The organism is Pseudoalteromonas obscura (assembly GCF_030135505.1).
Lineage (GTDB): Bacteria > Pseudomonadota > Gammaproteobacteria > Enterobacterales > Alteromonadaceae > Pseudoalteromonas > Pseudoalteromonas obscura.
In genome coordinates, this window is the sequence record NZ_JASJUT010000003.1 from 721,051 (window position 1) to 735,670 (window position 14,620).

14 protein-coding genes are annotated in these 14,620 nt (G+C 42.3%); 3 read left to right on the forward strand and 11 right to left on the reverse strand.

Features of this window, described 5'->3' with window-relative positions; translation table 11 throughout:
- Positions 1-3: 3 nt before the first annotated feature.
- The 4 genes from QNM18_RS11185 to QNM18_RS11200 form a co-directional block, all read right to left on the reverse strand.
- Entirely contained in the window at positions 4-681 is a 678-nt protein-coding gene (locus tag QNM18_RS11185) for an ABC transporter ATP-binding protein (protein WP_284137249.1), read from the reverse strand.
- Complete coding sequence (locus QNM18_RS11190) at positions 674-2,557, reverse strand: efflux RND transporter periplasmic adaptor subunit (RefSeq protein ID WP_284137250.1); 1,884 nt, start codon at positions 2,555-2,557, stop codon at positions 674-676. Before QNM18_RS11190 ends, QNM18_RS11185 begins: the two co-directional genes overlap by 8 nt.
- Positions 2,550-4,124 (reverse strand): TolC family protein, encoded by a 1,575-nt coding sequence (locus QNM18_RS11195; RefSeq protein WP_284137251.1) that lies wholly within the window; start codon positions 4,122-4,124, stop codon positions 2,550-2,552. The genes QNM18_RS11190 and QNM18_RS11195 overlap by 8 nt, the downstream gene beginning before the upstream one ends.
- Positions 4,125-4,736: 612 nt before the next feature.
- Positions 4,737-5,243, reverse strand: a complete 507-nt coding sequence (locus QNM18_RS11200; RefSeq protein ID WP_284137252.1) for a hypothetical protein — start codon at positions 5,241-5,243, stop codon at positions 4,737-4,739.
- A 904-nt stretch (positions 5,244-6,147) separates the two neighbouring features.
- On the opposite strand from QNM18_RS11200, the gene QNM18_RS11205 reads away from it, so the two are divergent.
- Positions 6,148-6,522, forward strand: a complete 375-nt coding sequence (locus QNM18_RS11205; protein ID WP_284137253.1) for a hypothetical protein — start codon at positions 6,148-6,150, stop codon at positions 6,520-6,522.
- A 90-nt stretch (positions 6,523-6,612) separates the two neighbouring features.
- Positions 6,613-8,607: a TonB-dependent receptor plug domain-containing protein gene (locus tag QNM18_RS11210; RefSeq protein WP_284137254.1), complete on the forward strand. Its 1,995-nt coding sequence runs from the start codon at positions 6,613-6,615 to the stop codon at positions 8,605-8,607.
- Between the two features lie 153 nt (positions 8,608-8,760).
- Here QNM18_RS11210 and QNM18_RS11215 read toward each other — a convergent pair whose 3' ends face one another.
- Positions 8,761-9,249 (reverse strand): DUF1579 domain-containing protein, encoded by a 489-nt coding sequence (locus QNM18_RS11215; RefSeq protein WP_211010593.1) that lies wholly within the window; start codon positions 9,247-9,249, stop codon positions 8,761-8,763.
- A gap of 369 nt (positions 9,250-9,618) precedes the next feature.
- Here QNM18_RS11215 and QNM18_RS11220 point away from each other — a divergent pair, with 369 nt between their 5' ends.
- The gene (locus tag QNM18_RS11220; protein ID WP_211010591.1) at positions 9,619-11,790 is read left to right on the forward strand and encodes a M3 family metallopeptidase; all 2,172 of its coding nucleotides are present in this window, start codon (positions 9,619-9,621) and stop codon (positions 11,788-11,790) included.
- A 130-nt stretch (positions 11,791-11,920) separates the two neighbouring features.
- Here the strand turns inward: QNM18_RS11220 and QNM18_RS11225 are convergent, their stop codons facing one another.
- The 6 genes from QNM18_RS11225 to QNM18_RS11250 all read right to left on the reverse strand — a co-directional run bounded on the left by QNM18_RS11225 (position 11,921) and on the right by QNM18_RS11250 (position 14,606).
- Complete coding sequence (locus tag QNM18_RS11225; RefSeq protein ID WP_284137255.1) at positions 11,921-12,310, reverse strand: hypothetical protein; 390 nt, start codon at positions 12,308-12,310, stop codon at positions 11,921-11,923.
- Positions 12,311-12,477: 167 nt separating this feature from the next.
- A complete protein-coding gene (locus QNM18_RS11230) occupies positions 12,478-12,762 on the reverse strand; it encodes a hypothetical protein (protein ID WP_284137256.1) in 285 nt (94 codons plus the stop codon).
- Between the two features lie 150 nt (positions 12,763-12,912).
- Entirely contained in the window at positions 12,913-13,371 is a 459-nt protein-coding gene (locus QNM18_RS11235) for an RDD family protein (RefSeq protein ID WP_284137257.1), read from the reverse strand.
- Between the two features lie 133 nt (positions 13,372-13,504).
- Positions 13,505-13,741, reverse strand: a complete 237-nt coding sequence (locus tag QNM18_RS11240; RefSeq protein ID WP_211010583.1) for a hypothetical protein — start codon at positions 13,739-13,741, stop codon at positions 13,505-13,507.
- A 48-nt stretch (positions 13,742-13,789) separates the two neighbouring features.
- Positions 13,790-14,155, reverse strand: coding sequence for a Fis family transcriptional regulator (locus QNM18_RS11245; protein ID WP_284137258.1), 366 nt, complete (start codon positions 14,153-14,155; stop codon positions 13,790-13,792).
- A 94-nt stretch (positions 14,156-14,249) separates the two neighbouring features.
- A complete protein-coding gene (locus QNM18_RS11250) occupies positions 14,250-14,606 on the reverse strand; it encodes a nuclear transport factor 2 family protein (protein WP_211010580.1) in 357 nt (118 codons plus the stop codon).
- Positions 14,607-14,620 lie beyond the last annotated feature (14 nt).

Consider the following 14,620-nt stretch of genomic DNA (forward strand, 5'->3'; position numbering starts at 1 on the left):
GTTTTAAACCCTTGGTTCAGTCGACAGCTTACCACTTTGCATATATAGAGTTCGGTGGCACTGCGCTGCAACTCGCGGATCATGAGTGATGATCACCAAAGTTATCCGCTCTTCTCGATTTAAGGTCAAAAACAGTTCCATGATCTCTTGAGCGACTTGTGGATCCAATGCACCGGTTGGTTCATCAGCTAAGATTAAACTAGGCTCTCCCACCAATGCTCTTGCAATAGCCACCCTTTGACGCTGCCCTCCAGAGAGCGCATTTGGTTTATGTTCGGCTCGCTCCGCTAAGCCTACTTTTGCCAGCATAGCCAAACTGCGCCTTTTTTGTTCCTGTTCTGAGATACCTCTATATAACAAGGGAATCGCTACATTTTCCCAGGCACAGAGCCGTGGCATTAAATGAAATGACTGAAATACAAAGCCTATTGATTCATTACGCACTTGAGAAAGCTCATTATCAGGCATATGTGTAATCGAGCGACCATTAATCTCAAACTCTCCTGAGTCAGGATGATCTAACAACCCAGCAATATTCATTAACGTTGTCTTGCCACTACCAGAGCGACCCATAACGGCGAGCATTTCTCCCTTTGCAACAGACAATGACAAGTTGTTCAAAATAGGTAATTGCGTGTGACCACTACAAAACGATTTACTAATGTTAGTCAGTTTAAGCATTCGTACTTTCTCCATGCCCAATCACTATTTTGTCGGCCGCACTTAACCCCGAAGAAACTTCTAGCCCTTGAGGTAGACTAGAACGTATCTCAATGTACTTGCGGATCACTTGTCCCTGCTCAGTTTGAACCCACACAAACTTTTTATTGCCTTCGAGTTGCACTGCTGAGAAAGGAATTACCAGCGCCTCTGGGTTAGAATAAATGAGAACACGGGTATCAACAGACATGCCTATGCGGATCATATTGCGCTGTCGCTTTGTTAGTTGCTTCACTTGGATCTGAATATTAAAAACCCGACTGCGACTCCCTTTATGTGCACTGGCCCGCGCATCCACGTAGTGAATTACGCCTGACAATGACAAATCGTTGAGTGCCTCAATACGTACATCAACACTCTGTCCCGGCTTGATTTTCAACAGATCTACCTCATTCACTTGGCTATCTATTGATACCCCACTCATGTCGGCAATCATCACCAACGGCTCGTTTTTAGCAACTTGAGCCCCAGAGTATATGCCCCCTTTAGAAGGCTGTTTTTCTTGCTTTGAAGTCGCGGGTAGGATTATGCCCTGCACGGGGCTGTGGATATTTGCCTGATCTACTTGCAGTGCCAAGCTTTGCATTTTCTGCTCTGCGTTTTGCAAACTAAGTTGCGCTATTTTCAGTTGTACATCGCTAGCAACTGACCGCTGCGCAATCAGCGACTCTTGAGCCATGGCTAAGGTAACTTCTGCTTCAGACACAGTGCGCCAATCCGAGTCCAACTCAGTTCTGGCAACAATGCCTTTTTGAAACAACGAGCTGGTGGAAGCATGACGCTCTTTAGCCAATTGCAGCGCTTTGTTCGCCCTAACGACAGCTCTTTTGGCGTTTTTAACTTCTATACTATTCGACCAATTTTTTAATCTTTCTAACTCTTTCAAACTTTGAAAATAGGCGGCAGTGGCATCTCTATGAGCTAACTGAATCGAGCTCTGATCTAACTCCAATAAAAGCTGCCCCTGATGCACGGTATCACCATATTGAAAGTTGACATGCTCGATTGCTGCATCTAACGGCGCGTTCACCTTAACCCAGCTCAGAGGCTGTAAATTGCCAGACAAATGTAAAAAGTCTTCTACCCGCTCAACTTGAGGTGAAATCAGCTGACTTTGTAGTCGTTGTTGCATACCTCCTCCATACCATGTTTCAGGTGCTGTATTGAAAGAATGGGCAAAAAATAGATAGAGAAAACCAGATAGAAAAATCATGACCGCAGTAGTAACAGCACGCTTCTTTGTAATGCGCCAGCTACGGTAACTGCTTTGTAGCCGGTGATTGTCCTGACATACTTTTGCGTAAGCTGTTTGTAAGCCTTGAAATTGGCTTTTCAGTTGCACTTTTTTTACTTGCACTTTGTCTACTTGCAATGTTTGCTCGACAACCCAACCAGCCATACAAGTCAGCTTTTGCAACAGTTGCAGGTCTGGCGCTGTAAATTCCATTGGAGCATCTCCTTGGCTGGCCATTTTGTTGAGTGCTAATACAAAGCCTAGTGGTTCATTACTCGAATTGTTCATAATTGCTGATATGCTGCTTTGCACACGTAACTTAAGTTTTTCGTCAAGCTCCTTTATAAAATCAGTGCTCAAGAGTGCCTCTTGCAATGTGGAAATAGAGTTTACGAGGCAGCTATCAGTCGTGATGCGAATATCTACAACCCGCGCTTCATTTTCCAATACCCCCACAAATTGGCTTGCCCCTTGGTCCAATAAAAACACAATAGCGTGTTCTGCAGTGAGCTGCTCAGCCACTGTTTGGCTTAATTTCAAACTCATACTATTCATTGGTGACAAAGACTTGCGTGTTACTTCTATTACTTGAACCCTATTCATGACCGCTCCCCCCAGCTTGATGCCAGCCGGCCGTTAAGCGATACGCATCCATATTGTTGACCGATATACCTGATTCTGGCTCTAGTTTGATCTGCCACGCTGTCAAAGTAGTACCCAATTGCGCTTGTAACACAGTTAACAGGTTGAGGTAGCTTATCTGCGCGGAAATAAACTGATTTTCGGCATCCACTAACTGTGTTTCGAAGCTCACTACATGAAAGTTTGAAGACAACCCCGCCGCCAGTTTTTCTTGCTCGAGAGATAACTGTTCTCGGGTGAGCGTTAGATAACTTTTTGCAAGCTGCAACGCTTCCCAGCCAGTTTCAATATTTCGTTTGCTATTTAGCAGCTCAAGGCGAATTTTATTTTCGAGTTCATAGAGCGTGTTTTGCGACTGATACAAGGAGATTTGAGCATTGTATAAAGACTGCCTTTTACTCTTATCACCTATTGGAATATTAACCTGTAAACCAATGCTATAGTCCCCTTGGTTAAGATGACCTTGGTACGCTAACGAGTCATTAAAGTGTCCTTCACTGCCCATTAATTGATACGACAAATTAAGGCTTAAGTCCCAGTTTTGCTCATCTTCCGCCACGGATAAGTTGAGATTGTTAGAGCGCACACTGAGCTGAGCTTGCAAATAGTCAGGGCGGTTTTTGAGCCCTGTTGTCACCAAGCGAGCCAAGTTTAAATTAGGTGCTGACACTGCAAGCGGCTCGGTTAGATTTAAATGTGTGTGTTCTTCCATACGCAGTGTTTGCAACAGCAGTAAACGTGCTTGGTCAAGCTCATTTTCAGCTCGCTTTAATGCTAACTTTTGGTTTGCCAATGCCGCTCTGCTTTGAACATACTCTGAATGGGATAAACGACCAGCTTCAACCAACGCACTATTTGTCTGTACTTGATGTTGCGCCCTTTGAAATGAGTGCTGGCTAATTTTCATCGCGTGCAAAGCTAATTGATAGCTGCGATATTGCACAACAACTTGACCAATCACCTCAGTTAAAAACTGCTGCATATTAAGTTGTTGACTGAGTTCTTGCCACTTGGCCTGCCTTACCGATGCCCCTGCGACTTTAGAGCCGGCTCCTCGCAACAAAGGTTGTTTATAGGCCAAAGTCAACGTAGAACCATACTGAGGTTCAAACCCCTCATAGTGGCTTTTTTGCTGCACAGCATTTAACTCTAACTGCCCACCTAACTTGTTTTTTAGTCGGATAGATCCGCCAACAGACGTTTGCATGTTTTGCTCATGCTGCGCCAAGGTCGATGAGTATACTGAGTTACTTTGCTCACCCACGGTGAGCAAATATTGGGGCTCAAACTCTTGCTCTGCGGTCTCCAATGCAACTTTATCTGAGATACGAGACAAGTATTGGTTTTGCACACTGATATTGTGCGTCAGCGCCCTATCTATTGCTTGCTTGAGTGTTAAGTTGACTTCTTTGGCTATAGCTGTGGACGCCCCAAGCAAATTTGCAGCGACAAGCAAAAGTACAAAGACATTGCGACTAGAGCACAAATAAATAGCAGGGTTGTAAAAGTAAATTAAATTGAACTGCAAAATGAAAACGCATAACGATGTAATTGGATGACTTATCAATCAGCAATAAATAAACCACACTCAGGGCATTTTTTGATAGCATTGATACAATTAACGCCATCCGGTAGTACAAAGCAAAATCACGCTGTAGATAAATGATTTTATTCACTAATTTCACATGTCGCTGGCAAATTAGCGCTGTCCACCAAGTTGGTGCCTACTTGGATTACTTATCTCGCTATACATAACAATACGAAACCTATCCGTAAAAGTTACTTATATGACCGCATAGTGAATGGCACGCTATGCGTCCCTCAATATCAGTAAGGTAGAACAAAAAATTAGTTAGGTACCTCATACTTTATTTATATCAACCACTCTCCCTTGCAACACAAAGAAGAACAAACTGAGTCAGTTTTGCGAGATAACAAGATAGGGGGAGTAGTTCGCTGAGGCGCGCCAAATATGAACTTTCCTGCGGTTAAGTAATTAGCCCAAAGAGAAGTTCATCTTGATTTAAATCCAATTCAACTTATCACAGACCCTAAAGCCAAGTTTTAATCAACTAACTGCGAAGCACACAGTGATAAGTCATGTGCTTCTAGGTGGGTTATTAGTCACACGTTATCTAGGCTAGACCACATGCATAAAGTTCACGTCAAAGCGACCATCCGGATCTTCTACTCGGATCATCTCGCTAAACCGTGCTTTTTGATAGTTGTCATTTTCCTCTAAAAGCACTTCTAACAGTGGTTTTACGCGCTCACTACATAGGGCTATGGCTAGGGCTTCATGGGAAAGTTTAAATTGCAGGTCTAAGCTTTCATCAGAGTTTTCTGTGGCCTCACTCTCAGACCAACCATCAAAAATATCTCTCAAATTAGAGATTTCAGGGTGCCTGCCTTCATAATCAGATAAAATAATAAACTCTTGATTGTCATATTCAGCATGACATGTGAACTCGCAGCTCTCCTTTTGATACAAGTTCCAATACATATCGCTATGCCAAAATGCCACTGATAATGTCATATGGGAAAATGCGGGTTGCTGTATATAGAATTTTAGCTCTTTTTCTCTTTGCTCAATCAGTTTTACTAACACGTTTTCATATACATAGGAGAGCTCTTCAGCACTGACCATTTGATTTAACTCCTTTAATCGATAAATTCAGTGCCATTATTACGCCAGTTCACTTAACTGGGACAAAACACCTGTTCAATATTCAAACAGATAGATATCTATCAACTTTTCATTACTGCCTGAGCTTCCACGCCCAATGGCGTTAAGAGCTGAACAGAGCACTTTTTGATAAGTGCAACTTGGGCGCTTAGTTAAAAATAATGACTGCACTAAGTAGCGCGGAGCCTAGTGAAGCTAGTATGCATGATTTGAGTGGCCTCAGATTATTTTCAACGTCGAGTGGTTCACTTTCCAATACACTTAAAGCGCGCGAATAACCCCCAAGGTGAAAAACTAGGATTAAGCATAATGTTGCAATGAATTGAACATATATAGAGTGAATGTATCCGCCAAAATCACCAGGATTCACAATAGAAATAACTAACGCCATGACTGTTGAAAACAACACATTGACCCACAAAGCGTTGTCTTCAAAAAATTTGCCCAGTTTTAATTCATGATATTGTATCGCGCACTCCTCAAGGCGCCCCATGCATTGCAAGCAGCGATAGTGACTTTTTTTGGCTTTATCTTCTCTGTAAGCAACCTGTTCACAACAGTGAATATTTGTACACTTGTAAAAGCGCATTTTGACTAGACCTCTAGCACGTTTATAAATGTAGGATCGAATTCTAACTTGTCTGATAATCCAATGCCTAGACCCAAAGAGAGAAACTCGCTGAATTAACGGTAATGATTGTTACACCCACTTCCTCCAATCCCATTATGTATAAGCACAGTTAAAAGTAGAAGTACACAATAATTACTCTGTTCACCTTAATGACAAGGTATAAAGAGCCAGATGACTATTCACTTATTCGTGAAAATATCATAAAGTATGCACGAATTATTTTATGAGAATTATATGCTTAAGCCCATATCACAGGTATTCATTATCATCGCGATGTTAATTGCCTTCGTTGGACAAGCTATGGCGTATAATTTTACTATGTCTTTTGAGCAAGCCTCAACGTCACTTGACCTAGCACAAGCATCGCAGACTTTGGCAGATCACTCTGGAAAAACAGGCGCTTCTGAAACAGACGACTGTTGTGAAGTTGAATGTTGCGAAAATGATTGTGTCTGTCCGGGAAATGCCTGTGTCTCATTGATGTATTTAAGCACAGACATGCAATCAGCCCAAGTTGTCAAACACAGTGAACTTGTTATCAATATAGATATCGGCCGACCTATTCCAATGACCGACTCCCTGTTTCGTCCCCCCATTTTTGCCTCTTAAGGGTCAGTGCACCCTAAATTCAACCATTTTGTCAAAACGTATCAAGAGTGCGCTATTTGCGCTCAGTTTTTTGCATTCTTTGAGGTAAAAATGCTTAACAAATATTCAAAACTCGCTATTTCAGCGATATTGCTACCGTCTGTTTCTTATGCCGGCGAGCACCATCATGGTGAACATGGCCACGGCGAACACCATCATGAACACAAAAACAGTCAAGTTGAAAAAATCCAAGTCACTGCATCTCGACTTGGTCGTATTGTTACAGAGTCTGCAACTCGCACAGAAGTGATCAATGCAGAAGAAGTGCAAGAAAAAGCACTCATGAGACCGGGGAATATATCTATGTTGGTTGCTGAAACCGGCGGTGTCAGAGTTCAAAACACCTCTCCAGCTTTGGGCAGTGCAAACATCAGATTGCAAGGGCTGTATGGTCGCTATACCCAACTCCTCAGTGACGGCCTGCCTCTCTATGGCGGTCAAACTGCATCTATTGGTTTACTGCAGATCCCACCAACCGATCTTGCCAACGTTGAAATAATAAAAGGCTCGGCTTCTTCACTATATGGCGGTTCGGCACTCGGGGGGGTCATCAACCTTATTTCTCGCACACCGTCTGACGAATTTGAAGGAGAAGTGCTACTCAATGCAACATCAAAAGATGGTCAAGATATTACCGCCTATGTTGCATCTCCATTGACGGATACCGTTAGTGCATCAGTCACTGCCGGCGGCCACCACCAAGCGGCAAAAGACCTCGATAATGATGGCTGGATAGATATGGCAGCTTACGACAGAGCAACAATACGACCACGCATGTACTGGTCTAGTGAGAACGGCGCTAACCTGTATGCCACCTTTGGTGCTATGACGGAAGAGCGCATGGCAGGTACCTTAGCCGGCGCTACCATGCCCGACGGCAACCCCTATATTCAAGCACAAGATACCGTGAGACTAGATAGCGGGTTTATTTTTGAACAGCCATTAGGAGATGTTTTGAACCTGAATGTTCGGGGTTCTGCAATGCATCAAGAGCATGAGCACCAGTACGGCGAAGTATTTGAAGAAGATACCCACGAAAGCTATTTAATCGAGTCGAGCATTTCTGGTTACAACGATGATACCGCTTGGCTAGTGGGCATCGCACATCAAACTGACAAGTATGAATCAGTTGAGTACCCCGATTTTAACTACACATTCGACGTACCCGGGTTATTTTCACAACTAGACTATGATGTTGCTGACAACGTGGCATTATCACTCAGTGCCCGTGCTGATTGGCATAGCGAATACGGTTCGCAATTCAGCCCTCGAATCTCCATGCTATACAACCCAAACAATTGGACAATACGAGGTTCATATGGACAAGGGTATTTTGCGCCAACACCATTTATTGAGGATATAGACGACACCGGACTATCTCGCCTTGCAGCTCTTACCGATTTAGAAGAAGAGCAAGCGTCCACCGCATCACTCGACATCAGCTACGCATTTGACAGCATTGAAACCAGTGTGACCTTATTTGCATCTGACGTAGACAACGTTACTGAGCTTCAAATTATCGACAATGTGACAACTAATATGGATAAAACCGTACGTATTGTAAATGCGTCTGGCCAGAGTGAAATTCGCGGTGCCGAGCTATTACTTCGCTATCGATGGCATGACATCAAATTCACGGCCAGCTACTTGTACACTGATGCCAGCAAAGACAGCAGCTCAGGCTTTGGTCGCGATCAACTTGCTTTAACCCCTAGGCATTCAGCTGGTGCTGTGATTATGTGGGAGGAACATGGCAGCCATTTAGTCGGCTTTGAAGCATACTACACTGGCACACAAAAACTAGATAATAACCCCTACTTGGATAACAGTGATCCATACTGGCATTTAGGTCTACTTGGTCAAATTACCTTGAGTCATGTGAGTTGGTTTGTGAATGCCGAAAACTTGCTTAATGTGCGCCAAACTAAAGAGCACTCGATGTTATTACCTAACCAAGCACCGAGCGGACGTTGGACTACGGATATCTGGTCACGCAATGATGGGTTTACCGTCAATGCGGGAGTAAGAATCCAATTTGGTGGTTAATGCGCTAACCTAACCGATTAAGCTCAGTACCAATGCAAATAGTTTGTCGAATTGCATTGGTACACTGCAACGTTTAGTTCTGACTGAGCAAGCCTCCAATGACTCTTATCTAATCTAAACCCAACATCTGTAAAAGCAGAATTCGTAAAGAGTTTACTCTACCCGGCTAAACTCCATCTGCCAGTTCACTTCCCAGGTTTCACCATTGTCTTTGGAAAATGCTTGCTGCCATGTCGGTTTTTCGGGCGTTGTCGAATCCCAAATAAACCTGACTTTTACCGCCAGGCCATTGTAAGTTTCGTCGGCGAAAAAGTGTCCGATACCATCTACAAATCGTCCAACTACAGGTGTATCCATTGTCATTGGATTGCGCCCATCTAGCCACCAAATAGACCACTCCTTTGATTTGCCATTGTACGAGCGTATCGCTTTTGCTCTGATAGATTCACTGGGCATATGCAAAAGGTTGTCTTCTACATTGCCAAGCCCGCCCAACGTTTTTACGGTTGATGATTTTCCCTCAAACTCTATCCATTCATCTGAACCATTTAAAATGTCTTTTAAACGGCGGTGCTTAACCTGCCAATCACCAATGATGAAGTCAAAATCCTTTGGTTCATTGGGGTCTAGTTCCTGAAGCATATCTTTTCCTTTGGATTATTTTTGGTTTGGAAACACCCTACCACAACAACTGTATATTAATACAGTTAAAATTCGTATATCAACAAAAATAGTGCTGTTACAGTGGTATAACATCTAAGCTTATTCGTGAACAAAGCCAGCAAAAACGCAGCAATTCACCTCATTTTCCGCTCAGCGTTGCTAGATTATTTCCCTGTCAAGTTGGCTGCAATGAGAATTGTTTAGGCATAAATTGTACCCAATAAGTAATATTTCAGTTCAACTGTTAAATTTATGCGATAAATGCCAACAATGTAGTATTGTTATACTGTATCATTTGATAACAACAAAAAAATATTAAGATTCACTACCTTTACTAGGGGAAATCCAGTGTTAAGAAAAACCCATTTGGCTTTGGCCATTTCGGCTGCAATGTTATTGAACGGTTGTTCAGATGCACCTGAAAAACAAACAACCCAAGTAGAAGCAACTGACAAAGCGTCAGCAAAAGCGACTTCAACAAACGACATTTCGCAAAATCCATTCTTCCAAGAGTGGAATACTCCATTTGGTGCACCACCGCTTGGCGATATTAAAACAGCGCACTTCTTACCAGCATTTAAACAAGCAATTGTTGAACATAAAAAAGAAATTGATGCTATTACTGAGAATGAGCGCCCAGCTGACTTTGACAACACCATTGCGGCAATGGAGCTTGCGGGCTCTACACTGACAAAAGTAGCCCAGGTATTTGGTAACCTGGCAAATACTGAGTCAAACGACGAAATGCAGTCATTGCAACGCGAAATTTCACCTATGCTAACACGTCATCGCAGTGAAATTCGTATGAATGAAGCATTGTTCAAGCGCGTAGCAGCGGTATATGACAATCGAAAATCAGCGCTACTGAATGCAGAGCAAACACGTCTACTTGAGCGCGTTTACAATAGCTTTGTGCGTTCAGGTGCCAAGCTAACAGGTGAACAGCGTGCTGAATTTGCGAAAATCAATGAACGTATCTCTGCACTTACGACTGAGTTCGGCCAAAACGCACTGAATGATTCTCGTGCATTTACCATGGTTTTAGAAGAGTCTGATCTTGCCGGATTACCACAAACACAGCGCGATGCTGCTGCAGCTGCCGCAGCTGCTCGAGACTTACCGGGTAAATATGTCATTACCTTGAACCGTTCTAGTGTTCAGCCTTTCCTTGAGTTTTCAGACCGCCGCGATCTACGCGAAAAAGCCTTCAAAGGCTGGGCAAATCGTGGTGACAACGACAATGAGTTTGATAACAAAGCCATTATTGCTGAAATTGTCGAGCTACGTGCAAAACGCGCTCAGCTGCTTGGTTACAAACACCACTCTGAATATGTATTAACCAATTCAATGGCAAGCAAACCTGAAACGGCAATGGATCTATTGCTAAAAGTGTGGGAGCCAGCGGTTGCTAAAGCAGAACAAGAGCGCGAATGGATCCAAGAGTTGATGGCTGCTGAGGGCGTCACTCACAAGCTTGAGCCATGGGATTGGCGTTATTATGCTGAAAAAGTACGCAAAGCCAAATTTGATCTAGACCAGGGTCAAATCGCTGAGTACTTCGAGTTAAACAACATGATCGAAGCGCAATTCTATACTGCTGAGCGTCTATTCGGCCTTAAGTTTGTTGAGCGTACAGACATTCCTGTATACAACCCTGTGGTGCGTGTATGGGAAGTTCAAGATAAGTCAGGTAAAGCTATTGGCTTGTTCTACGGCGATTACTATGCACGTTCAACTAAACGTTCAGGTGCGTGGATGAGTTCTTTCCGTTCACAGCAAAAACTTGCTGGCGACGTTAAACCGCTGATCTTAAACAACATGAACTTGAACAAGCCTGCTGAAGGTGAGCCAACATTAATGAGCTACTCTGATGCAGTTACCTTGTTCCATGAGTTTGGTCACGCATTGCACGGTTTACTATCTAACGTAACTTACCCGACACTGGCTGGTACAAGTGTACCTCGTGACTGGGTTGAATTCCCAGCACAGTTGTTCGAGCACTTCATTGCGCAGCCTGAAATGCTGAAAAAGTTTGCTCTACATTACAAGACTAATGAGCCAATGCCAGCTGAGTTACTTGAACGTATCAAACAAGCAGGTACATTTAACCAAGGTTTTGCAACGGTAGAATTTACCGCCTCTGCACTTGTAGATATGGCCTACCACCAGCTGACTGATGTGAAAGACCTAGACGTTCGCGCTTTTGAAAATAAAGTCCTTGGTGACTATGGCAAACCTGAAGAAATTATCATGCGTCACCGCAGCACGCACTTTGGTCACATCTTCGCAGGTGGATATTCTTCAGCTTATTATGCGTATATGTGGTCTGAAATCTTAGATGCGGACGGCTTTGACGCATTCCTAGAGAAAAAAGATATCTTCGATAAAGAAACCGCTGAACGCCTATATCAATTTATCTATAGCCGTGGTGATACTCTAGATTACTTTGAGGCATATCAAGGCTTTAGAGGAAGAAAACCAACTACTGATGCACTATTACGCAACAGAGGCTTAGACTAAATCCCCAACCAAAAAGCCGAAGTCATCGTACTTCGGCTTTGTTTATACAGCTTATACTCTCTGAATAAGCAAATATAACTTCTACATCATTTCAATTGGTTAATATACTTTGAGAGCACAACGGGCAGCATCAACGACGCATCTCCTTAAGTTCCATAAACAGCCTAAGACAGCCATTAGCAAATGATCCCACAGTAAAAGAGACTAATAGAATATAAGGCCCCACGCCATTCCGAGTGGTTGCATATAAGTGTGTCAACTTGTTATACCCAGTAGCCAAACACTGTGAATTCTCCGATACTGAAAAGATGTTGTCATTACATCCCCATATTGATAAAAAGCCGTAGCTCAAACATAAGCCAAGTGCTGCTAACCCCATGTGAGACAGCGCATTATATCTTTTTAAAAAATAAAGCATAAATGAGGCTGCGATAACGATGCTCGGTATATAAAGCGCTAAGTTAAAAAGCGCAATTTGAAGCACAAAAACAGCAGAAAGTAGCAGCTTTAATAATGACATGTATAAACCCTATAGCAATATACCGCAAAGATTTACTAAGGTAACTCTTTCAGTCAAGATGAAGGGAATGTGAAATTAAAATTAGCCTTACTCTTTAATCGTTAAAGTAAGTTCAGTTTAAACTCGTACCAGTATATCTTTAAATATGCATAAAACTAAATAAGCTTTTACATTCTATTTAGTAGTTGCAAATAGCCGATTGCAACGAGTGCAGCTAGAAAAGACAGCCGTTTACACCAAATTAGTCCAAAATATACTTTTTTTCTGCGTTCACTTACCAGCATTGCCAAAGGTGAGCTATCTGTTAATGCCCGTCTCACCTCTGTTAACTCAGGGGGCAATATACTGTGCGCATTTTCAGACGGCAAATCTTCTGCGGTCCTCTTCACAAACTCAACTTCGTAGGCAGCTAAAAGCCCCCAAATTATCAATGTAATAATTGCATAAATCATCCAGTCCGCTCCTATTTACTGAATATTTGGTTAAAGTTTATTGTCGGCGTCAGCACAGTCTAAAAACATCTTACCGCCCAAATTATTATTCACGCTTTTAGCAAGTGTGCGAGACCACATAGCACAAAAACTAATTTATCACCGTGGTTACTAGATTTCATTATTTGGCTTTCGAATAACCACAGTGCCAGCTAATTTGTCATGCCACCCCTGTTTTTTAGGGTCCCAAGCCACCCAAAAAAAGCCCAAACCGAACGGTAACAAAGAGACATAATAGGCTATATACCTGATAATTGACTGTCGAACAGATAGCGCGCGGCCAGTCTTTGCATCCACTATTTTTGCCTTGTAGACCATTTTCCCGGGCGTAGTCGATTTGTATAGCCAGAATAAGATAATTGCCGCAATAGGCAAAACATAGTTAATCAGCAACTCCGCTGGTCCTAGTATGATCTCCCTTGAGGTCCAGTAATCACCGCCATAAATTGAATATATGAGTGGGATAGTGATAAGCAGCAACATTATGCTATCAATAATACTGGCACCAAACCTTGCCCAAAAACCTAGATAGTTTTGAGACATACTTTCACTTTTAATTTCTGAAGTCACAATACTTATATTTTCCTTTAAAGTTATTTTTAATGAACAATAATATATTTAATCAAGTTTGTGAATGTAATAAACACACACTTTGGTAAAGTTGATTTTTCGCTGTTCAAGCAAACAAGATTTTTATATATTTTCAGCTCAGATTTTTAATTTTTAGCGCAGTGTATACTGCGAGGGTAATATCAACGGCTGCACCAATAACTCCAACAATAAACGCTTGAAATGCTATCTCAGGATCTTGGAGTAAAGGAAAAACCGCATGACCTTTAAAGTGAGCGGCAGCCCCAAGCGACAAAATAAGATAAAAAGGGAAACCAATTGCGCCTATAATTGAGAGCCTTTTCTGATATTTTTCTTTTTCACTAGACATAACTTCTCCAACTTATTGTATATTCATTAAAATACTTAACGGTTATGGTTACACATGGTGTGCATTTTGTAACCCTTCCAGTCTCCGTTTCCAATTGCCGTCGTGTTCAGTATGACAAGCTTCCTCAGTATCAAATACAATGCGTTTTTTCACACCTTTTGCTTTAATACCAAACGAAAAAAGCTTAGCTTCAATCGAGGCTTTTAGTTGATCGCCTTTATCATCGGCAAGGGTTTGTACTAGGTTTTCACGAGTATCAAATACACACACGATAGATAAGCTCTCTGGAAAAGACTGAAAATTGACTGCGTGGGTAAGCCATTCAAATCCTTTATAGCGCTTAAGTGCATCGTCACAAGCCTCGGTTAAAGCTAAAACAATATTTTTTCCTAGTTTTTTATCTGACTTTCTCATGCTGCTCTCGGTGTTTGTTCCCAACTTAAACAGGAGGGTATATACATAGATCTGTATTCCCGCTCCGCTTTGTAGTATCTGGCAGGCTTGGCATCTATTGGGGAATAGGCAAGTTATTTGCTTTAAGAAAGCTCAACTTATCCCAATACCCCCGTTGAAAAGTAATTAACTCATTTTCAAACTGAAAGAAACCACAGCCACGAAGCCCAATGGGATCTTTCCACTCTAAAATAACCCATTGACCATCTTGGAATATATTTTCCACGATACAGAACATATCTGCCGTGGCAAACTCACTTGCAAACATCTGCTTAATGGCGTCTTTACCGACGATAGGATCATTTGCAACTTGGTGATTTACTGCGTTGTCACAATAAAATTCGGCAATTGCATCGGCATCACCGCGATTAAATGTCGCAACCCAGTTTTCAACAATTTGTTTTAACTCCATCAAAACACTCCTAT

Bases quoted from the DNA above. Each gene is read 5' to 3' on its own strand.
- QNM18_RS11210 (WP_284137254.1), top strand. From the start codon at position 6,613: ATGCTTAACAAATATTCAAAACTCGCTATTTCAGCGATATTGCTACCG.
- QNM18_RS11245 (WP_284137258.1), bottom strand. From the start codon at position 14,155: ATGAGAAAGTCAGATAAAAAACTAGGAAAAAATATTGTTTTAGCTTTA.
- QNM18_RS11250 (WP_211010580.1), bottom strand. From the start codon at position 14,606: ATGGAGTTAAAACAAATTGTTGAAAACTGGGTTGCGACATTTAATCGC.
- QNM18_RS11190 (WP_284137250.1), bottom strand. From the start codon at position 2,557: ATGAATAGGGTTCAAGTAATAGAAGTAACACGCAAGTCTTTGTCACCA.
- QNM18_RS11225 (WP_284137255.1), bottom strand. From the start codon at position 12,310: ATGTCATTATTAAAGCTGCTACTTTCTGCTGTTTTTGTGCTTCAAATT.
- QNM18_RS11200 (WP_284137252.1), bottom strand. From the start codon at position 5,243: ATGGTCAGTGCTGAAGAGCTCTCCTATGTATATGAAAACGTGTTAGTA.
- QNM18_RS11205 (WP_284137253.1), top strand. From the start codon at position 6,148: ATGCTTAAGCCCATATCACAGGTATTCATTATCATCGCGATGTTAATT.
- QNM18_RS11215 (WP_211010593.1), bottom strand. From the start codon at position 9,249: ATGCTTCAGGAACTAGACCCCAATGAACCAAAGGATTTTGACTTCATC.
- QNM18_RS11230 (WP_284137256.1), bottom strand. From the start codon at position 12,762: ATGATTTATGCAATTATTACATTGATAATTTGGGGGCTTTTAGCTGCC.
- QNM18_RS11240 (WP_211010583.1), bottom strand. From the start codon at position 13,741: ATGTCTAGTGAAAAAGAAAAATATCAGAAAAGGCTCTCAATTATAGGC.
- QNM18_RS11185 (WP_284137249.1), bottom strand. From the start codon at position 681: ATGCTTAAACTGACTAACATTAGTAAATCGTTTTGTAGTGGTCACACG.